Source organism: Eggerthella sp. BIOML-A1, assembly GCF_009875595.1.
GTDB lineage: Bacteria > Actinomycetota > Coriobacteriia > Coriobacteriales > Eggerthellaceae > Eggerthella > Eggerthella lenta.
In genome coordinates this window covers 176662-196521 of record NZ_WWRZ01000005.1, presented here as the reverse complement: position 1 = coordinate 196521, position 19860 = coordinate 176662, and the positions used below count along the sequence as shown (strand labels likewise).

Here is a 19860-nt window from a genome sequence, read left to right as displayed (position 1 = left end):
GGTGCGATTTGTTTTGCGGCTCCGGATGAGGAGCCGCTTCCCTCGACGTGCACTCTACGGCGTTCGGCGAGGCTTGAAACCACCCCGTCGGGGGTGTTTCGGCTGGCGAAAGGCGAGTTGGCGCGCTCCCCCTGCGAGGGTGATTTGAGGGCGATAAGGCTGATGAACGTGGTGGATGCGGGGTGCCGTGATCGGATGGCGCAGGTTTCGCTTACAATGGGAGCAAGCGATGAGGGGGAGGGAGCCTTGCAAGCGATGGTGGAACGTATGCGCGATTCGAAGCACGGCGAAAGCGCGGCTATAGTGGTGTGCGTGATCGCCTTTGCGATCATGGGCTGTGTCGGCGGCATTCTGAACGCGAGCGTGTATTCTCGCGTGGCCGAATACTACGGCATCGCTCGGGAGATTTCCACGATGACGTCGGGCTTTCTGTTCTTGATCTTGTTTCTGATCGCCACGCGCAAGCCTTCGCTGCTCGATCGGCGCTTATTAACCGTGGTGGCGCTGGGCTGTGCGATCACGGCGGCGTTCGTGCTGGAGTTCGCTCTGCAGATGGCGAACGGTCCGCTGACGGTGGCGGGCTTCCTGTTCTACAACACGGCCTCCGCGTGGGCGTCGATCATGATGGTTTCCGCGTTCTCGTCGTTGCGTTCGTCGAAGGCGGCGCTTGCGGGGGTGGTGTGCGGCATGGCGTTGGGCGAAGTGGTGCGCGTGGCGCATCCTCCGGTTTCGTTCGAGCTGGGCATTGTCGAGGCGACGTGCTCGTACGCGCTGATCATCGTGATGCTGTATCATCGAGGCGGGCGACAGCTGGACGCGATCGCGCGCGAAGCGTCCCCGGCCAGCCTCGAACTGTCCAATCCGGAATCGTTCTTGCGGCCTGCTCACGCACTGTTTTTATGCGTAGGATTGTTCAGCGTTGCGACGGGTTACGGACTCACGCTCAACGAAGTGTCCCATGCTCCTATCAGCGTCGATGTTTCGGCGGTCGTGCTGGTGGGGGTGGCCGCATGGATGCTGCTGTCGCGCAGCGAGAGCAAGGAGGACATGCTGTTCTCGTTCGCGATGCTGCTGGTGGTGGCCGGCTTCATCATCGCGCCGTTCACATTTTTGACGGATCTGCCCTCGGCGAACGCGCTTTTGCGCATCGGCGTGCGCAGCTTTGACATGCTGGTGTGGCTTGTGGTGTTGGCAGTGGGGCGGCAAAACCTGTTGGCTTTGTTGCCGACGTTCGCGCTTGTGCGTTTCATGAGCGCGGTTGGAACCGACGTGGGCGCGATTGCCGGGCATACCACGAACGATATCGTGGGTACGAATGACGATGCAGCCATGCTCATCGCCGAGGTCGTTTTGTTCGCGTTCGTCGCGTTTCTGTGGTTGGGATTCAGGAAGTTCAGTTTCGCCGACACGATCCGAGGCGTGGTGAACGTGGGTGAGCGCGAGGCTGGGCCGGTTGGGGCTGCTGCTGCCGAGGCAGTCGGCGAGGTGAGGTTTGGCGGCGCTGGCGAGACGGTGCGGCAGCTCAGCATCGAGGAGCGGTGCGTTGAGCTGGGTGCGCAGCACGGCTTGACCGAGCGCGAGACGGAGATCTTCGCCATGTTGGCCCGCGGGCGCAACGGGCAGTTCGTCATGGAACACTACGTGGTGTCGCGCAACACGGTGAAGAGCCATGTCAAACATATCTACGCGAAGTTGGATGTGCATTCCCAGCAGGAGTTGATCGACCTGGTGGAGCGCGCGGGGGAGTAGTGCGGGGTAACGCTGTACTGATAGTGGTACATGCTGCAAGCGTTGTGCGCCGTCGCGAAGAAGCCTGTACGTTGTTTGCGGGGTCATGGTGACCCCGTAAGAATCAAGAGGTTAGCTAACCGCCCAATCGAGGTGTTGTCGGCAACATTGCTCGATAAGCGCGGTTATGTAAAGTCGAGCGCGGGGGTCGGGGATGCCGAGCCTTTACACGATGGGCGTGATGGAGACGATCTCCCATTTCTTTCCCTGCTTCGGCAAAGGTTGGTGCAGCATCATCGCCACCACATGCTCGGTGCCCTCTCTGTCTGAAAGCGTTTGCTTGCAGATGATCATGTGGTTCGTGCCTGCCACGATCTGCTTGCCGCAGTACAGAACCGGGCGGTATTTCGCGCCCTTGAGGTTCTTCGTGGCCTCGCTGAAGCCGTTGGCAACCTTTTCAGGCAGGCTTGACTTTTTCATTTTCGCGATTTCCCATGTTCCGAGCATCGTGCTCTCCTTTCGCTCCGTCGTTTCGAGACCCTCGGCCTCGACTTGTTCAGCAATCGTGTCGCGCGGAACCCCGTTGACACCTTTCTCGAAAGAATGCGCCTACCCGCGCCAAATGTCGGCAACGGCATCGTCGACTTCGTTGGCCGGATAGCCTACGGCCTTCATCTTGTCGATGATCACCTGGCGATGCGTGTACTCGCTTTCGCCCGGATGCAGGGACGTAGAATACTGGGTAGCGCCCATGATGGTGTCGCGCGGAGGGAATCCGGCGAAGGCCAGAGCCTCCACCACATCCTCGAGCGGACCGTTGGGCGAGAGAGCGAAAAGATCCCTGCCCGTCTGCTCGCCGCTAACGCCGTTTTGCCTGTTGCGAACCGCTATTTCTTTGAAATCCGACATGGTGCCTCCTTTGAGACGATCGGTGCGTGCCGCCCGGCAACTTAATTATGAGTTGCCTAGTTCGCATTATAGAAAGTTTTTTATCGTTTTCCATTAATATCCGGGGCGTCGTCACGAACGACGCGTTTGACAAAACGAACGGGAAGGTCGATCGGCAAGCGGCGATATTTTGATTGCGAAAAGCGTTTGAAACGTCGGCAGGAAAAACGATCGGGTTTGCCATCGAGGCGTAAACCGCTTATGCTGGAAGCTGCGATTTCGAAACTCACGATCCACGGGAAGACGGTATGGCGGATCTGCGCAAGAGGTTTGGAGAAACGGAGGCTATTGCCGAAAAGCTAGATAGCCTATAATGAAGTATATTCAATTTAAGATATTGTGCTATTCAATAGTAGTGTTGATATATACAAAAAATTGCATAAATACGAAATAATATGCAAAGGAGATAATCCCGATGACCACTCCCTACCAAACGCTCGCTCTTCCTGTCGACAGCATCCAGTCGCACCCGGAGAACGACTTCACCATGGATGAAAGCGAGATGCAGGAGCTCGTCGCGTCCATCCGCTCCGAGGGCCTCGGGCAGCTGCCGCTCGTGCGCAAGCTGCCGGATGGCGCCTATCAGATGATTGCCGGGCACCGCCGACTCGAGGCGTACAGGCGCCTTGCCCGCGAGGACGCGGCCTTCCGAACCATCCCGGTCACGCTCGTCGATGACTTGGACGACGCCCGCGCCCGCGTGCTGCTCAACGTTACCAACCTCGTGACGCGCCGGCTTTCGCAGGAAGAGCGCGGCGCGCGCTACGCGGCCATCGGCAGGGAGGTGCCGGCTTTGCGCGAGGCAGACCCGTCGCTCAAGGGCGTGCGCACGAACGACATCATCGCACGCATCGTGACCGAGGAAACGGGGCAGTCGGTGTCGCCCGCCACGGTCAAGCGCGCTATCGCGGCCGAGAAGCGTCTGCGCGAAACGCGCGAGCAGGCGGAGCTCCTCACCGGCGACCTGAACGAGAACTGGCAGGTGGAGGCGCAAGCCGGGGTCGTCGACCCGCTCACGTTGCGCGCCATCTCGCAGCTTCCGAACCAGAAACAGCTGGATCTGTTCGTCGAGTACCAGCGCCAGGAGATGACCCTCGGCCAGCTGAAAGCCCACCTCAAAGCGTCGCGGCCCAAGACGACGGCCGATGCGTCCCGCGCGTTGCAGGCGGCTATCCGCAGCGTCGAGGAAGCTCGTCGAATGGATCGCGAGGGCGTGCCGCTCTCGCAGGGGCTCATTCGCAAGCTGAAGAGCCTGGTGGACCAGCTGTAGGATTGGCGGGGCGCGGGGGAGGGGCGTAAAGCCGTGCATGGCCCTGCTGGCGTTCGGGGAAATCGGAGAGCTTGAACGCGGCGGTGTCGACGAGTTCGACGGGGTCGGCCTCGAGCGCCCGGCAAAGCTTGATCATGTCGGGAACGCTCGGAACCACGCGGCCTCGTTCGATGTTGCTGATCCGAGAATGCCCGGTGCCTATCATCAGCCCAAGCCGCTCCTGCGTCAAGCCCTGCGCCTTGCGCAACTGACGAAGGTTCTCGCCGAGGATGAAGGCGTATTGCTGCACAAGGGGGTCGTGATATGCCGGCGTGTTCTTTTCGGAGGATTTTCCCATGTCGCAAGCGTAACCGGTTGAATACGCACCCTTGTATCCACCAGAGTACATATGGACGATTTCTTGGAAAGATGACGCATCTTGCACGTTTCCGCCGACGTCGGTGCGTCTTCGGTATAATCAAACCTTGCTTTCAAAGCAGATCGATGAATCCCTGCAGCGAGGAGGCCCTATCGCTCGACGGTCGACACGAATGAGAAATGCGGCTCGCGCCCTCGTCACGTTGGGTTTCGTCGGCATCTGCGCGGCAATCTTCTACCTTACCGCGCAAGGCCCGACGGAAAGCGTAGCGCTGTCGAGCCGCTTCGACGCGTTCTTGAAATCCGTTGTCGCGCATACAGGGTCGGATGGTTTGCTTGCGCAGCTCGTCCAACAGATACCCGTGCGCAGGATAGGGCATACAGGCGAGTTCTTCGCGTTCGGCGCGCTCGCCTCTATGCTGGTCATTGTCTGGTTTTCGCAAAGAATGAGCGTGGGAGCCATGATGCTCGCCTCGTTGGGAGCGTGCATGGCGGGGTCGCTTTTCGACCAGACGCACAAGCTGTTCGTTCCGGTTCGGCACTTCGATTGGAAGGATCTCCCGTTCGACGCCTTCGGATACCTTGCGGCCGTCGTCGTGGTCTTCGCCGCTTACGGAATGGCGAAAGCGTTGGCGAGGCGGAGGGAAGGTTAGAAGCCGCCCGCAATGGCGAGGCCGCCTAGTTGTCCCAACCGCGTCTCCCGTCCGGTGATCCTTGGCGGCGCTTTCCCTCCCGCGGCGCAGGGATCCCGGCTCGGGTGCGGTATGCTATGCATCATCTTGGTTCACGTTGCGCGTCCTGCGCTGAAAGGAGCTTTTCGCCATGGCCAAGGAGATTCCCTGGAAGACCCTGTCCGAAGCCTATGCGTTCATCGGCAACTCGCTGCTCAAGCCGATGACGATGACGTCGACGGTGGGGTTGGATCCGGCGTTTTGGGAAGCGTTTCCCTCGTTCGACGACGAGGCCGTGGCGGAGGCCGTCGCGGCATGCGCGCGCTATGCCGAAGGAGCCGTCCAGCGCGCGGAAGCAGGCGAAGACGAGCCTCAGCGCGCGGCCGTCGAATACACGAAGCTGTTCGTAGGCCCGCCGTCGCCCGCGGCTGCTCCATGGGAGACGATGTACCGCGGCAAGAACGTGACGGTGGGGTTCGGTCAGGCCACGTTCGAGATGCGCGAGCTGCTGCGCGAAGCGGGGCTTGAAGTGCGGAACGTCAACAACCAGTACGAAGACCACCTGGGCATCGAGCTGCTGTACCTCTCGTCGCTGTGCGCCCGCGCAGACGCGGACGCCGCCGATGCCCCCGTGCCCGAATCCGTGGCGGACTTCATCGAGAAGCATCCGCTCAGCTGGGTCGACGCGTTCCGCGCGCGCATCGCCGAGGCGGCACCCGACGGCTACTTCGTCTCGCTTGCGGGGTTGGCTCGAGCTCTGCTCGCCTGGCATGCCGAAGCGCTGCGCGTGTAGGAGGCTCGCATGGATTACCTTGCAACGATCGATTCGCCCGTGGGTTCGGTCACCGTCGCCAGCGACGGTGAGGCGATCGTCGGGTTGTGGCTTGAGGGGCAGAAGCACTTCGAAGCGACGCTCGAAGCTGCCGAGGATCGTCCCGAGCTGCCGGTACTCGTCGAGGCGCGCGCATGGCTCGAACGCTACTTCGCAGGCGACGACCCCGGCGCGCTTCCGCCCGTGAACCCGCGCGGCACCGCGTTCCAGCAGCGTGTGTGGGCGCTGCTCGCCGAGATCCCGTACGGCCAGCTGACCACGTACGGCTGGATCGCGCGTCGCATCGAAGAGCAGACGGGAGCTCGTACGTCGGCGCGCGCCGTGGGCAGCGCCGTCGGCCGCAACCCCATCTCCATCATCCTGCCGTGCCATCGCGTGGTGGGGTCGACCGGCAGTCTCACCGGCTACGCCGGCGGCCTGGACAAGAAGATCGCCCTGTTGGGAATCGAGGGCATCGATGTAGATGCCCTCAGTATGCCGAAGAAAGGCGTGGCGCTGTAGCCGTCCGCCGCCTGCGCTCAGGATGACGGGCGAAGCGTCTTAGAAAAGCAGCGCTCCGTCGATGGTCATCGACGTCACGTTGCCGTCGGCATCGCAAACGAGCAGCACGTTCGTCACGGTCGCATTGCCTTCGCCGTCGAGGATCGAAACGTCGTTGGCGTACTGATAGCCGCCCTCCGTCGGCGTGACGCTCGCCGTGGTGGGGTCGAAGCTCTGGTACGTGTAGTACGTGTTGTCGGCGATGAGCCCCGGCAGTGCCGCTTCCACGGCGGCGACGGCCTTGGCCTGCGGATCCTCGGCGGGCTCGGGCGTTGCGGGCTCTGCCGGGGGCTCGGGCTGCGGCTCCGGCTCTGCGGTTACCGGGGTTTGATCGAGCAGCCAGGTAGCTTCGGTGGCGCCGTCGTTCCAGAACAAACGCTGCGAGGAGTAGCGGTCGTCGAACGTGAGCGTGCCGGAGGCCGTCTCTCCCGCGGGCACCGAGATGGTGTTGTTTGCGAACGTCGAGCTGACGGGAGGCATGCCGAACGAAAGAAGGCATTCGGTGGAAAGCTCTTGCGCGCTCGAATGCGCCTTGACCTCGATCTGAACATTGAGCTGGTCGTTTGCGCGATCGATCGACTTCACGGCCACTTCGTAGTCGCGCCACACGGCCGATTCGCCAACCGAAAGCGACTTGAGTTTGGACGCGTCGGTAACGGTGTAGCCGCTGTTCGACGCGCTGGCGTTCGGGTTCGGCAGGTTCGGTTCTTCGGCCTTCGAGCCGCATCCGGTCAGCGCGAGCGCAAGAACCGCGCAGGCGGCGGTCGCAATGATCTTCTTGTTCAAAGTGGATCCCTCCATACGGTGCGCGGGCGCGCGAACGCGACCCGATAGCGTTTGGGTAGTATCATACCAGTTCGGTCAACATGTGTGAGCATCCTGTTGCGACATGCGTCGAACATTCGCCCTAGCGCAAAACCTGCAGGTGTGGTTTCATAAGCGCAGATTCCGAAAGGGGCGTATGGACACCACATTTCTGCAGCAAGCGTTCTCCGATTCGCAGGTGCTCACGGTGCCGTGGAGCATCGATTATTTCTCCGTCGTCGTTGGCGTGTTGACGGGCGCTCTGTTCGCGTGCGACCGCAAGCTCGACATCATCGGCACGGTGGTGCTGGGCTTGGTCACCGGGTACGGTGGCGGCATCATCCGCGACATGCTGCTGCAGACCCACGGGGTGTACTTCACCTCGCACCCCGATCTCATCCTCATCTGCATCGCCATCTGCGCGTTCGTGTTCTACTTCCGCGGGCTGTTCCGCCATCTCGATGCCACGGTGTTCTTCGCCGACGCGCTGTCGGTGGGATTGTTCGCGCTGGCCGGCGCCAGCAAGGCGTTCTCGCTCGAGCAGGGTTTCGTGTTGTCGGTCATCCTCGGCGCCATCACGGCGGTGGGCGGCGGCGCGGTGCGCGACATCTGCGTGGGGGAGACGCCCGGCATTTTCCAGCAGTCGAACTTCTACGCGGTGGCAGGCCTCGGCGGATCGTTCGCGTTCGTGGCCCTGGCCTATGCGGGAAGCCCGTTGCCGCTTGCGGGTGTGGCCTGCGTGTTCGTCGTCGTGTTCCTGCGCTATTGGAGCGTGTACTTCGACTGGAAGACCAGCAACGAGGCCGACCTCACCCCCCATGTGGCGCGCGGCGTGGGCAAGGTGCGGCGCGTCGTGTCCGGTGTGTTCCTGCACGGCGGCGATGCCACCGTGGCGCAGAAGGAGCGTCGCCGCCGCGGCCGCTGGCGCCGCAACCACGAGAAACGCGACTGAGGCAACGTGTTCGAAGCCGTGTGGCGCTCGCGCTCCCTCCTTCACGTGGCGATACGCTGAAGATGCGCGCGGGGGCTTCCCCGGGCGCGTTCCTATCTGCCATACTGTCCGAATTAACAATGTGCCGTGCGATGCCATGCCAGGATCGACGCGGAAGAATACGAAGGATCGTGGAACATGGCTGATTTCATCGAGGGCAAGCGCCCCGTCATCGAGGCGCTGCGCACGGGCGTGCCCATTAAGAGCATTCTCATGGCCGACAACGTGCAGCGCGATGGCCTCATCGAGGACATCCTGCGCAAGGCGAAGCGCGCCGGCGCCACCGTGGAGATGGTGCCGCGCAAGGTGCTGGACGGCAAGTCCGACCGCGGCAGCCATCAGGGCGTCATGGCGAAGGCCGCGCCGTTCCCGTACGTGGGCATCGGCGACGTGATCGACGCGGCGGGCAAGTCGGCCGAGCAGCACGACGGCCGCGCGCTCGTGATCATCCTCGACCACATCACCGACGCGGGCAACCTGGGCGCCGTGTCGCGCAGCGCCGAAGCGGTGGGCGCGTGCGGCATCGTGATCCCCAACAAGCGCAGCGCGCACGTGGAGGCGTCCACGTACAAGAGCTCGGCCGGCGCCATCGCGCACGTGCCCGTGGCTCAGGTGTCGAACCTCGTGCAGACCATGAGCCGCCTCAAGGAGGAGGGCTTCTGGATCGCCGGGGCCACCGAGCATGCGAAGGACCTCATCTGGAAGTCGAACCTCAAGGGCAAGATCGCACTGGTGATGGGCAACGAGCAGGAGGGCATCTCGCGCCTCGTGATGGAGCACTGCGACTTCCTGGTGAAGCTGCCCATCGAGGGCGAAGTGGCGTCCCTCAACGTGGCGCAAGCCGCCACCGCCTGCATGTACGAGTGGCTTCGCCAGAACCAGTAGGACAACGGCGGACGCGCAGGTTGACGTAGGTGGATCATGGCCAAGCAACGTAAGAAACTCCTGATCGTTGATGGATACAACGTGCTGCGCTCCGGCAGCCGCTACCGCAACGCGCCCGATGAGGACTACACCGACGACACGTTCAACGCCGCGCGCGAGATGCTCATCAACGACGTGGTGAACTACGCCGGAGGCGACTACAAGGCCGTCATCGTGTTCGATGGCGCGAAGAACGCGTTCTCGGACGGCGAGGCGGAAACCGTCGGCGGCGTGCGCATCGTGTTCTCGCCGGCGGGCCAGTCGGCCGACAAGGTCATCGAGAAGCTGGCTCACGACGCGCGCGAGCGCCAGGTGGAAACCCTCGTGGTTACCAGCGACGCCACCATCCAGGACACCACGTTCGGCTTCGGGGTGGACCGCATGAGTGCCGACGGCTTCTCGCGCGAGGTGGGGATGTACTACGAGGAGGCGCGCCTCGACGAAACCCCGAAGGTGGCTCAGAAGAATACGGTGGCCTCCCGCATCGACCCCGTCACCCTCGCCAAGCTCAAAGCTCTCCGCGACGGAGCGGGCCGGTAACCGGACGGCATACTCGAAGGTGACGGTTTCGTGAATCTCCGACACTTGGTCAACCGTGTGTCGGGTTACGGGCAGTTCTGGCATCCCTTGTTGGTTGTTTCGCTACACGGTGTTGGTTATCATGCATGATGTAGGGTAACCAAGCGCGCGTATACGCGCAGGCGAAGCGGACAGGCGGGCGGGTATGGATCGCATCATCGACGGCATCATCGCGCGACGCAAAGCCGTCGTGGCGGCGTTTTTGACCGTCGCCGTCGTGTGTGCCGCGATGATCCCGTTCGTGGGAGTCAACTACGACATGGTGGACTACCTGCCCGACGAAGCGCAATCCACCACGGCCGTCTCCATCATGAACGACGAGTTCGCCCAGGCCGTCCCCAACGCCAATGTGCTCGTCCACGACGTGGGCATTGCCCAGGCGCTTGCGCTCAAGCATAAGATCGCCGAAGTGGAAGGCGTCGAGGGCGTCATGTGGCTCGACGGCGTCGTCGACGTCACCGTGCCCCTCGAGATGGCCGACGCCTCCACCGTCGAGACGTACTATCGCGATGGCGATGCGCTGTTCCAGGTCACCGTGGCCGAAGGCTCCGAAAGCACGGCCGTCCCCGCGCTGCGCGCCCTCGTGGACGAGGCGGGCTCGGGCAACGCCGTGTCGGGCGAGGCCGCCGATACCGCGCAGACCACGGCCAGCACGTCGAAGGAGGCCGGCGGCGCGGCGCTCATCCTCGTGCCCGTCATCATCCTGTTGCTCGTGCTGTCCACCACGTCGTGGATCGAGCCTCTGCTGTTCATCGCCGCCATCGGCGTTTCCATTCTCATCAACATGGGTACGAACATCGTGCTGGGGCAGGTTTCGTTCATCACGTTCTCGGTGAGCCCCATCCTGCAATTGGCGGTGTCGCTGGACTACGCCATCTTCCTGCTGCACGCGTTCGCGGCCGAGCGTCAGCGCACGCCGAACGTGGAGCGTGCCATGGCCTTGGCTATGCGCAGGTCGCTGTCCACCATCGCCGCCAGCGCCGTCACCACGCTGTTCGGTTTCGCCGCTCTTGCGTTCATGCAGTTCCAAATCGGCGCCGATCTTGGCATCAACCTGGTGAAGGGCATCGTGTTCAGCTTCTTCACCGTCATGGTGTTCCTGCCGGCGGTCACGCTTTCGCTGTACAAGCTCATCGACAAGACGCGGCATCGGCTGCTCATGCCCTCGTTCAAGAACGTGGGCAAGGTGCTGTCGAAGGTGCGCGTCCCGGCTCTCGTCCTCGTGTTGGCGCTCGTCGTTCCCGCGTTTTTGGGTCAGAGCCACACCGTGTTCACCTACCAGAACAGCGAGCCCGACCCGAACCTGCGCGCCGCCGCCGACACGCTTATGATCCAAGACGAGTTCGGCCAGCAGAACGCCGTGGTGGTGCTGGTGCCGCGCGGTGACGTGGCCGCCGAGGCTGCGCTTTCACGCGACCTGGCCGAGGTCGATCATGTAACGGGCGTCATCTCGTACGCGTCCACCGTGGGCGCCGCCATCCCGCAGGGCTTCCTCGACCAGAGCGTGATCGACCAGTTCTATTCGCCGAACTACGCGCGCATCATCGCCTACACCAGCACCGATGTGGAAAGCGACGAGGCGTTCTCCACGGTGGAAGCCGTGCAGCAGGCGGCTGCGCGCCATTACGACACGTACTACACCGCCGGCCAGTCCGCGAATCTCTACGACATGAAGAACATCGTGGCGGTGGACAACGTGGTGGTCAGCGCCGTAGCCATCATCGCCATCCTCATCGTGTTGCTGGTGACGTTCCGCTCGCTCACGCTGCCGCTCGTGCTGCTGCTCACCATCGAGTCGGGCATCTGGATCAACCTGTCTATCCCGTACTTCATGGGCGAGTCGGTGAACTTCATCGGCTACCTCGTCATCAACACGGTGCAGCTGGGCGCCACCATCGACTACGGCATCCTGCTGACCACGCATTACCTGCGTCACCGTCGACGCGTCCCGGCGCGCAAGGCCGCGCACCTTGCGCTGGGCGAAACGTTCCCGTCGCTGCTCGTGTCGGCCGGCATCCTGGCTACTGCGGGCTTCGCGCTGGGATTCTCGTCCAGCATGTCGGCGGTGTCCAGCCTGGGCTTCCTGCTCGCCCGCGGAGCGCTGCTGTCGCTGACGCTGGTCACGTGCTTCCTGCCGGCGCTGCTCGTGCTGCTTGATCGCGTTATCCGGCGCACCACCTGGCATGCGAACTTCGCGCCTGTCGCGGCTGCCGAGCCCGCGGTGCCCGCAGCGTCTGAGGTTGTCGACGCCGCATCTCCCGTAGCGGCCGAGGGATCCGAACCCGCCCCGCTCCCCGCGTCCGAAGGAGACGAATCATGAAAAAGCACCCTTGTCTGCGCACCTGCGTCGTCGCGCTGCTCACCGTGACGCTGTCCGTCGCCTGCGTGCCGAGCGCGCTCGCGCTGGCCGAGGGCGATGCGGCGAGCTCTTCCTCTGCATCTGCCGCTTCCGCCTCGTCCGCGGCGACGTACGAGAAGTCCGAAGTGGTGTACGCGACCTTGGCGGCGAGCGGCGCGCCGAAAGCGGTGTACGTGGTCAACCGCTTCGACGTGGAGGTGCCGGGCACCGTCGTCGACCACGGCGACTACACGTCCGTGCAGAACCTCACGAACGAGACCGAGCTGGCGCGCATCGGCGACGCCACCACGTTCGAGGCCGAAGAGGGCACGCTGTACTACCAGGGAGACGCCGCAAACGCCGCATTGCCGTGGAATGTGTCGCTGTCCTACGAACTGGACGGTAAGAAGGTGGAGGCCGACCAGCTGGCCGGCGCTTCGGGCAACTTGGCCGTCCATGTGACCACCGCGCGCAACGAGGCCATCGATCCCGCGTTCTACGACAGCTTCATGCTGCAGATCACGTTCACGCTGCCGGGCGACGTCGCCTCCGACGTGGAGGGCGAGGGAGCCACCATCGCGCAATCCGGCGAAGACGCTACAGCTGCCTTCACCGTCCTGCCCGGTCAGGATGCCGATTTCACGCTCACGGCCAAGGTGCGGAACTTCAAGATGCCGGGCGCGCAGATCGCCGCGCTGCCGTACTCGTCGGTCGTCGAGATGCCCGACACCTCAAGCATGGTCAGCGGCATGACGAACCTATCGGACGCGGTCGGCGCGCTGGCGGAGGGCACGTCGTCGCTCGCCTCGGGCGTAGACGAGCTGACCAGCGGCGCACAGGATCTGTCGTCGGGCGCTGCGGCGTTCGGCCAGGGGTTGAACAGGCTCAACGGCTCGTCCGGTCAGTTGGTGAGCGCGTCGAGCCAGATCAACGCTGCGCTGTCGGCTGTCGCGAGCGGTTTGCAGGGTGCTGATTTGTCGCAGCTCGACCAGCTGAGGCAGCTGCCGGGCGGGCTGAACGCGCTCGCGGACGGGCTTGCGGAGCTGCGTCAACAGGTCGTTCGCGTCCAGCAGGGCTACGCGCAGGCGCTCCCGGCGCTCGAGGGCGCTATCGAAGGCATTCCCGCCGGCACGTTGACAGAAGAGCAGATCGGAAGCTTGATGGCCCTTGCAAGCACGTCGCAAAACCCCGACGACCTCGTCACGGTGAATCAGCTTATCGCGAACTACCAGGCCGCCCAAACCGTCAAGGGCACGTACGCCGCGACGAAGGACGCCTTCTCCGGCGCCGACCAGCTGTTGGGCGCGTTGGCGGCCGATGCGCAAAGCGGCGGCGCCCTCGCCCAGCAAGAAGCCGCTCTCCGCTCCATGGCGTCCGCACTCGAAACGGCCGTGGGCGGCGGCCAGCTCGACCAACTCTCCCAGCTCGTCGAAGGCATCGCGCAGCTATCTGGCGAGTATGGCCGGTTCCACGAAGGTCTTGCGCAGTACGCGTCGGGTCTGTCGGCGCTCGCCGAGAACTACGGCCAGCTCGAGTCCGGCGCGAACCAGCTTGCCGGCGGCGCGGGCCAGCTGGCCGGCGGGGCGGGCGAGCTCAGCAGCGGCATGAACCAGCTCAACGCGTCCACCATCACGCTGCCCGAAACCATGAAGCGGCAGATCGCCGACATGACTGCCGAGTTCGACTTCCCGAAGTTCGACCCGGTGTCGTTCGTGTCGCCGCAGAACGCCAACGTGGAAGCCGTGCAGTTCGTCATGACCACGGCCGCAATCGAGCAGCCCGAAACGCCCGAGCCGGAAGAGCCCGAGCAAGAGCAAACCATCTGGGATCGCTTCCTCGCCCTGTTCCAGGGGTAGCGCGAACGGGCGCGCATCGGCCCCGTTCGTCACCTCTCGCGTATCCCGATCGCCTCGAACAGCTCGGCGCGCAGCTCGAGGTGCGCGCGCGTGAAGCCCGGGTCGACGTAGCGCAGGCGCTTTCCCAGGCGCTTCGCCAGCTGATGCGCCAGCCGGTTGAACGCCCCGCTGTCCATGACCTGCCCCTTCGACACGGTGACCACGGTGAAGCCGAGCGTGATAAGGGTGCTGCGTCGTCGCGCATCGCTTTCCCGCCGTTCGGGGTCGGCATGGTGCAGCTCGCTGTCGTACTCCGCGGCCAGCTTCGATTCGGGCCAGCACAGGTCGCATACGCAATGTTTCCGGTCGGCCATGGCGCGGAAGCTGGGCGGCACGTCGACGTGGTAGTTAAGTCGCGGTTCGGGTAATCCGTACCCGCCCAAGCCGTACGGCAGGCACAGCAGCATGGCCAGCGCAGACTCCATCGGCGAGGCCGATCGGTCCAACACGTAGCGCAAAGCCCGCAGCGCCTTCTTCCTCCCGCGAGCGTTCGAGGCGCCTTCGACGAACGTTCGCAGCTTGGCGACCGTCGTCAGCGGCGCGTCGCGACGCGGTGCCGGCCCCTTGTCTACCAGGACGTACGTTCCGCACAACTCGTATCCCAGCATTATGAGCCGTGCGAGCGACAGCCGGTTCGCCATCTGCAAGAAGCAGAACTCCGGCGTGCTCATCAAAAAGCCCTCGCCCGCGTCGACGAACGACCTCTCGGGGAGGACGGAGCAAAAGCTGCTGAGCACGGCAGGCGTTCTCGTCCGGACGTCGACGCTGCCCACCAGTGTGCACAGGGGCAGGGTGCATCCGGCAGGACGCCGATTTCCCTCGGAAAGGGTCGGTCGCTCGCTTGAAGCGAGCGCACGCCGCGCACGTCTTGTCGCCGCTTGCCGCGCATCGTAGCCGCGCAAGTAATTCGGCCCCACCGTTCTCCAGTAGTCGAGCGCCGATTCGTATCCAATGAGTATATCCATAAGGTCATCGTAACATAATCTGGCAGAGAATCACGGTTTAGGCGCAGCTGCATCGCGATTCCTGCATCTGTGTTGGCTGCCGAAAAACCTGAACTGGGGTTTCTTCTGGTGTCTAGGCGTCTGGTTGGAGGGAAGACGTTGATTTTGCGCCCAAACCGTGAATCTCTGCCAGAATGCGAAACCGCGGCCGAAAATCCGTGTGCAATCCGGTCTCGCGAACAATGGCGCTCCGGTTGGCGAGGGTGCTTCGGGCGAAACTCGGAAACGAGGCGGGCGCGTCGGCGAAACGACTCGCACCTTCGCAGTGGGCGCGCGGCGCCGTTGCCCGATGCTCGCTCGCTTCAGGCGCGCTCCTCCACGCCGTGCTGGATCATGCTCATCAGCAGCTCGGACATCTCGGCGGGGGATTGCGGCGTGCCCTTCTTCAGCCAGTGCGACAGCATGCCCAACGCGCCCGATACGGCGAACAGGTACATGTACTCCAGATCGTCGGCGTCCACCGCCGCATCCTGGTCGGACATTTGCAGGTCCACCAGATGCGCCAGCTCCATGATCTGCCGCTGGAAGCCGCCCTCGCTTTCGTCCAGCAGCATGAGGAACACGTCGGCGTTCTCCTTGGCGTATTCCAGGATCTTCTCCACGTTGCGCGTGCGCGGCTCGCCGTCGGCCAGGAGGCGCGCCTTGAGATCTTCGAGCGCCTCGGCTTCGATGTACGCCAGCAGGTCGTATTGGTTGCGGAAATGGGCGTAGAACGTACTGCGGTTCACGTCGGCGGCGGCGCACAGCGCCTTCACGGATATTTTCGAGATGTGGTTCTCGCGCATGAGGTCGATGAGGGCGCTCGTGAGGGCGCGCTTCGTGTACTGCACGCGTCGATCGGTCTTTCCGGTTTCCATGGACGCCTCCTTCGGCTCGATCGTTCCAGTATAGGACATGCGGGACGCATCGGCGCCGGCCGGTAGCCGTTGCTTGTCGAAGCGCGCGGGGAGGGCCGGCGCGTTGCGCAGACGGCGATGCGCGAGGTCCGAACGCGCAGCCGTTTTGGAACGCCGGTATCGGGGGATTCGTCCGCCGCTTCGCCGCAGCCAAGCGCATCGAAGGACGACCGCATAAAAGTCGGCATGACCGATGTCATGAAATCCCACTTCGCAGGCGTATGCAACCGCCGGTTGCGTAAAATGATAACCAGACATGCTGGTGCAACGTGCCGGGCAACCGTAGGCTGGTAATCGAGAAGGAGCGGACGCCATGTCCCCAACGTCGAAGAAGGGATCGTTCATGAACGTCGAGATTGCCCAGCGCTTAGCAGCCATGCGACGCGAGCAAGGATACAGCCAGGAGGAGCTGGCCGAACGGCTCGGCCTGTCGCGGCAGGCGGTGTCGAAGTGGGAGCGCGCCGAGTCGTCGCCCGATACGGGAAACCTCATCGCGCTCGCGAAGCTGTACGGTGTGTCCCTCGACGACCTGCTGCGCATCGACGACGACGTGGTGGACGACGTGGCGTTCGAGGAAAAGGACAAGGACGCCACCGCCGAGGCGCAGGCGCAGGAGGCCGCCGTGCGCGCCAACGAGGCCGCCGTCCGCGCGGCGCAGGCGGCCGTGGCCGCGGCGCAGGCTCGCGCGACGGCCGAACAGGCGCACCAGGCCCCTCCGGCGCAGCCCCAACCGCAGCCCCAGCCCGTGCAGCAGCCCTACTACGGCGCGGCCCCCATGCCCCAGCAGCCTGCGCAACCCGCGCAGCCGCAAGCGCCTTACGCTCCGCAAGCCCCCGAGCCCTACGACGCCCAGTTGCGCCGCCCGCGCGGCCCCTGGTCGACGTTCCCGTACCCCGTGCTTTGCGTGCTCGTGTTCCTCGGGGGCGGCTTCCTCTTCGGGTGGTGGCATCCCGGCTGGTTCGTCTTCCTGACCATCCCGCTGTACTATTGGATCGCCCACATCATCGAAAACGACCCGAACTATCGGGCGAACCGACGCTAGCGGAAGGGCCGTATCATGACGAAACTCACGACGGCGTCGTACGTCAAAATCACGCTCATCATCGCGCTCGGCTTGCTCATCCTGGGGTCCATCGGATTCGGCGGATGCTCGGCCATGCGCTTCGGAATGCGGGGAGGAACGGAAATGGGATCGGCGAACGTGGACGCGGCCAGCGTCAAGAACCTCAGCGTCAAGTGGGCCTCCGGCGCGGTGAACATCGACGTCGTGGACGAGGGCGACGCCATCGAGCTTGTCGAGACGGCGCCGCGCGGCATGACGAAGGCGCAGCAGATGCGCTGGTCCGTGAACGGCGACACGCTGTCCATCGACTACGGCACCTGGTTCTCGTGCTTCGCGCTGGGCCGCAAGGACCTGCAGGTGCGCATTCCGAAAAGCTACGCCCAGAACCTGGGCGCCGTCGAGATCGACGGCGCGTCGGGCGACTACGACGTGAACGGCCTGGGCTGCGAAACGCTCAAGCTCAAGCTGGCCTCGGGCGATGTGGACGGGCAGCACCTGCAAGCCGACGAGCTGCGCGTCGACGTGGCCAGCGGGCAGCTCGACGTCGAGGGCCGCTTCGCCGACCGCGTGGACGTGCGCACCGCGTCGGGCCAGACGCGCATCGTGTGCCGGGAGGCGTGTCCGAAAACAATCGACGCGGATATCGCCAGCGGCTCGGTGAGCGTGGCCGTTCCCGAGAGCAGCGGCTTCACCGCTCGCATCGAGAAAGCGTCTGGTCGGTTCAGCAGCTCCTTCTCACTTTCGCAGAACGGCAACGTGTACACGAGCGGCGACGGAAGCGCCAGCATCAACGCGCGCCTGGCCAGCGGCGAGTTCCGCATCGACGCCGACGACTAGGAAGCTCCTCCCTTGCCATCCTGAGCGAGCGAAGCGAGTCGAAGGATCCCGTGCGGCGATAGCCGTGAGACTTCCAGCTGACGTTGCGCGGGATCCTTCGACTCCGCACCTTCGGCGCTGCGTTCAGGATGACGACGGCATGCTTCGACTCGGTGTGTCGAAGCATGCCAAGCCCTCGCCCCTTTGCCGTCCGTTTTGCGCGAGCGGTGCTATAATACCAATGAATTGCTGCATTGCGACAATGGGGAGTTGCGGGCGAGGACGAGGGGCGGGGCGGCGCGTGTTCAACGTGCTCACGACAAGCTATCTTTTCCTGGGAGGAACGGGAGCGGGCGCCCTCGCCGTCCTGTGCGTGCTCGAGTGCGCCCGCGTGCTGCGGTGGCGCGCGCTGGCCATGCCGGAGGAGTTCTTCGCCCGGGCATGGCCGATGTGCACGGTGACGCTGGCGACGGGCATGCTGTGCCTGCTGGTCGACCTGGGGCGCCCTGACCGCCTGCTCGGCCTGTTCGCCTCGCCTGCGCCGTCGGTCATGGCGGCGGGGTCGTTCGCGCTGGTCGCGGCGTTGGCCTGTGCGGCGGCGTTCTCGTTGGGCGCGCTGCTGGACACCGTGCGCCTGCCGCGTGCGGCGGTTCTGGCGCTTGCGGCGGCGGGCGCGCTGTCGGCGGCGGTGACCGCGACGTACACCGGCGTGCTGCTGGAAAGCCTCGCGTCGGTGCTGCTGTGGCGCACGCCGCTCGTGCCGGTGCTGTTCGTGCTGTCGTCGGCATCGTGCGGCATCGCGACGGCGTTCCTGGCAGCCTCGTTCGTGGAGACGCGGCACCCGCACCGCGGGCCGCTCGTGTGGCTCGCGCGGATTGACGGCGGTATCGTGGTCGTCGAGGCTGGCTGCCTGGCTGCGTTCGTGCTGCTCGCGTTCGCGGGCGAGGAGACGGCCGCGGCTGCTCGGGCGCTCGCGTTCGGCGAGCTGGCGCCCGTGTTCTGGGGCGTGCTCGCGGTGTGCGGGCTGGCCGTGCCGCTGGTGCTGGAGCGCTTCCTCACGCATGGGAACAGCCGCACGCAGCTTCTGTGGATAGCGGCGCTGCTGCTGGTGGGAGGGTTCGCGCTGCGCTGGTGCATCGTCGGCGCGGGCGCATACGATGTGACGCAGATGCCGGAAGCGCTGTACGGGCTTTCGACGTTCGGGCTTACGGGATAAGGAGCGAGTGCGATGGCGAGACGACGGGCAGGCGAGCGGTTCGTGAAGGACGCCCCCTACGACGTGCGCGACAAGGATGCCGAGATCAGGGCGGCCACGTCCTACGTGCCGCGCAAATCGTCGCGCAACGGCGCGGTCATCTTCAACATCGCGACGTTCATCGCCACCTGCGCCGCGGTGCTGGGCATCGCGTTTGCGGCGACGGGAGGCGTGGGAATCGAGGCGATCGTTGCCATGCTGCTGGCGGCGCTGCTGGTGCTGTCGTCCACACACATCGCGCTGAGCTGGGAGAAGGTGGTGGTGCTGCGGTTCGGCAAGCTGAACCGCGTCGTGGGGCCGGGTTTGTACTTCACCATCCCCGTCATCGAGCACGGCACCATCCGCGTGGACCAGCGCACCATCGCCACGCCCTTCTATGCCGAGAAGACGCTCACGGCCGACCTCGTGCCCGTCACGGTAGACGCCGTGCTGTTCTGGGTGGTGTGGGACGCCGAGAAGGCGTGCACCGAGGTGGAGGACTACTACGCGGCCGTGTCGTTCCTCGCCCAGACGGCGCTGCGCGAGGCGGTGGGCCGCTCCACGGTGGCCGAGGTGGCGCTGCGCCGCGACCAGCTGGACGCCGAGATCAAGGACGACATCGAGAAGGAGGCCGCCGGCTGGGGCGTGGACATCATCTCGGTGAAGGTGCGCGACATCGTGATCCCCGACGAGCTGCAGGAGGTCATGAGCCTGGAAGCGCAGGCCGACCGCGAGAAGAACGCGCGCATGACCGTGGCCGGCGTGGAAGCCGAGCTGGCCGAGATGCTGGCCGAGGCCGCGCGCGTCTACGGCGACCCGGAGGCGGCGCTCAAGCTGCGCACCATGCTCATGCAGTACGACACGGTGAAGAAATCCAAGGGCACCGTGGTAACCGTGCCCACCGCGATGAGCGACGGCTTCACGGATAGTGCTATGATGAACGGCGACCGAACTACTGAGAGATAGGCTT

20 protein-coding genes are annotated in these 19860 nt (G+C 64.4%); 14 read left to right on the top strand and 6 right to left on the bottom strand.

Translation table 11 applies throughout. The features are described 5' to 3' along the window. Window positions 1-267: 267 nt before the first annotated feature. Window positions 268-1749, top strand: a complete 1482-nt coding sequence (locus tag GT590_RS07860; RefSeq protein WP_227110638.1) for a helix-turn-helix transcriptional regulator — start codon at window positions 268-270, stop codon at window positions 1747-1749. A 204-nt stretch (window positions 1750-1953) separates the two neighbouring features. Here GT590_RS07860 and GT590_RS07855 read toward each other — a convergent pair whose 3' ends face one another. Further along, window positions 1954-2235, bottom strand: a complete 282-nt coding sequence (locus GT590_RS07855; RefSeq protein ID WP_086414951.1) for a hypothetical protein — start codon at window positions 2233-2235, stop codon at window positions 1954-1956. Window positions 2236-2337: 102 nt separating this feature from the next. Then, window positions 2338-2637, bottom strand: a complete 300-nt coding sequence (locus GT590_RS07850; RefSeq protein ID WP_086414950.1) for a protein kinase — start codon at window positions 2635-2637, stop codon at window positions 2338-2340. Window positions 2638-3091: 454 nt separating this feature from the next. Here GT590_RS07850 and GT590_RS07845 point away from each other — a divergent pair, with 454 nt between their 5' ends. After that, window positions 3092-3946 (top strand): ParB N-terminal domain-containing protein, encoded by an 855-nt coding sequence (locus GT590_RS07845; RefSeq protein ID WP_086414949.1) that lies wholly within the window; start codon window positions 3092-3094, stop codon window positions 3944-3946. Here the strand turns inward: GT590_RS07845 and GT590_RS07840 are convergent. Further along, complete coding sequence (locus tag GT590_RS07840; protein WP_227111497.1) at window positions 3909-4283, bottom strand: helix-turn-helix domain-containing protein; 375 nt, start codon at window positions 4281-4283, stop codon at window positions 3909-3911. The genes GT590_RS07845 and GT590_RS07840 overlap by 38 nt on opposite strands. Before the next feature lie 193 nt (window positions 4284-4476). On the opposite strand from GT590_RS07840, the gene GT590_RS07835 reads away from it, so the two are divergent. The 3 genes from GT590_RS07835 (at window position 4477) to GT590_RS07825 (ending at window position 6307) form a co-directional block, all read left to right on the top strand. Beyond that, window positions 4477-4956 (top strand): VanZ family protein, encoded by a 480-nt coding sequence (locus GT590_RS07835; protein ID WP_114538132.1) that lies wholly within the window; start codon window positions 4477-4479, stop codon window positions 4954-4956. 169 nt (window positions 4957-5125) lie between these two features. Continuing rightward, the gene (locus GT590_RS07830; protein WP_021409548.1) at window positions 5126-5767 is read left to right on the top strand and encodes a molecular chaperone; all 642 of its coding nucleotides are present in this window, start codon (window positions 5126-5128) and stop codon (window positions 5765-5767) included. A gap of 9 nt (window positions 5768-5776) precedes the next feature. Beyond that, a complete protein-coding gene (locus GT590_RS07825; protein WP_009305101.1) occupies window positions 5777-6307 on the top strand; it encodes a methylated-DNA--[protein]-cysteine S-methyltransferase in 531 nt (176 codons plus the stop codon). Between the two features lie 39 nt (window positions 6308-6346). Here GT590_RS07825 and GT590_RS07820 read toward each other — a convergent pair whose 3' ends face one another. Then, the gene (locus GT590_RS07820; protein WP_009305100.1) at window positions 6347-7132 is read right to left on the bottom strand and encodes a hypothetical protein; all 786 of its coding nucleotides are present in this window, start codon (window positions 7130-7132) and stop codon (window positions 6347-6349) included. Between the two features lie 175 nt (window positions 7133-7307). On the opposite strand from GT590_RS07820, the gene GT590_RS07815 reads away from it, so the two are divergent. The 5 genes from GT590_RS07815 to GT590_RS07795 all read left to right on the top strand — a co-directional run bounded on the left by GT590_RS07815 (window position 7308) and on the right by GT590_RS07795 (window position 13838). Further along, on the top strand, window positions 7308-8102 hold the full coding sequence (locus tag GT590_RS07815; RefSeq protein ID WP_009305099.1) for a trimeric intracellular cation channel family protein: 795 nt from the start codon (window positions 7308-7310) through the stop codon (window positions 8100-8102). Window positions 8103-8279: 177 nt separating this feature from the next. After that, window positions 8280-9026 carry a 23S rRNA (guanosine(2251)-2'-O)-methyltransferase RlmB gene (rlmB, locus tag GT590_RS07810; protein WP_009609159.1) on the top strand — a complete coding sequence of 249 codons (747 nt, stop codon included), beginning with the start codon at window positions 8280-8282 and terminating at the stop codon, window positions 9024-9026. A 36-nt stretch (window positions 9027-9062) separates the two neighbouring features. After that, window positions 9063-9605, top strand: coding sequence for an NYN domain-containing protein (locus GT590_RS07805; protein WP_114551275.1), 543 nt, complete (start codon window positions 9063-9065; stop codon window positions 9603-9605). 184 nt (window positions 9606-9789) lie between these two features. Beyond that, entirely contained in the window at window positions 9790-11964 is a 2175-nt protein-coding gene (locus GT590_RS07800) for an RND family transporter (RefSeq protein WP_161170992.1), read from the top strand. After that, window positions 11961-13838 carry a hypothetical protein gene (locus GT590_RS07795; RefSeq protein WP_015761144.1) on the top strand — a complete coding sequence of 626 codons (1878 nt, stop codon included), beginning with the start codon at window positions 11961-11963 and terminating at the stop codon, window positions 13836-13838. The genes GT590_RS07800 and GT590_RS07795 overlap by 4 nt, the downstream gene beginning before the upstream one ends. A gap of 29 nt (window positions 13839-13867) precedes the next feature. Here the strand turns inward: GT590_RS07795 and GT590_RS07790 are convergent, their stop codons facing one another. Next, complete coding sequence (locus GT590_RS07790) at window positions 13868-14842, bottom strand: endonuclease domain-containing protein (RefSeq protein WP_227791176.1); 975 nt, start codon at window positions 14840-14842, stop codon at window positions 13868-13870. 341 nt (window positions 14843-15183) lie between these two features. Further along, window positions 15184-15738, bottom strand: coding sequence for a TetR/AcrR family transcriptional regulator (locus GT590_RS07785; protein WP_015761141.1), 555 nt, complete (start codon window positions 15736-15738; stop codon window positions 15184-15186). 352 nt (window positions 15739-16090) lie between these two features. Between GT590_RS07785 and GT590_RS07780 the strand changes: the two genes are divergently transcribed. The 4 genes from GT590_RS07780 (at window position 16091) to GT590_RS07765 (ending at window position 19856) form a co-directional block, all read left to right on the top strand. Beyond that, entirely contained in the window at window positions 16091-16819 is a 729-nt protein-coding gene (locus GT590_RS07780; RefSeq protein WP_086414851.1) for a helix-turn-helix domain-containing protein, read from the top strand. A 15-nt stretch (window positions 16820-16834) separates the two neighbouring features. Continuing rightward, window positions 16835-17677 carry a DUF4097 family beta strand repeat-containing protein gene (locus GT590_RS07775; protein WP_009305090.1) on the top strand — a complete coding sequence of 281 codons (843 nt, stop codon included), beginning with the start codon at window positions 16835-16837 and terminating at the stop codon, window positions 17675-17677. Window positions 17678-17957: 280 nt separating this feature from the next. Next, window positions 17958-18872 (top strand): NrfD/PsrC family molybdoenzyme membrane anchor subunit, encoded by a 915-nt coding sequence (gene nrfD / locus GT590_RS07770; protein ID WP_009305089.1) that lies wholly within the window; start codon window positions 17958-17960, stop codon window positions 18870-18872. A 12-nt stretch (window positions 18873-18884) separates the two neighbouring features. Beyond that, complete coding sequence (locus GT590_RS07765; protein ID WP_009305088.1) at window positions 18885-19856, top strand: slipin family protein; 972 nt, start codon at window positions 18885-18887, stop codon at window positions 19854-19856. Window positions 19857-19860: the final 4 nt, after the last annotated feature.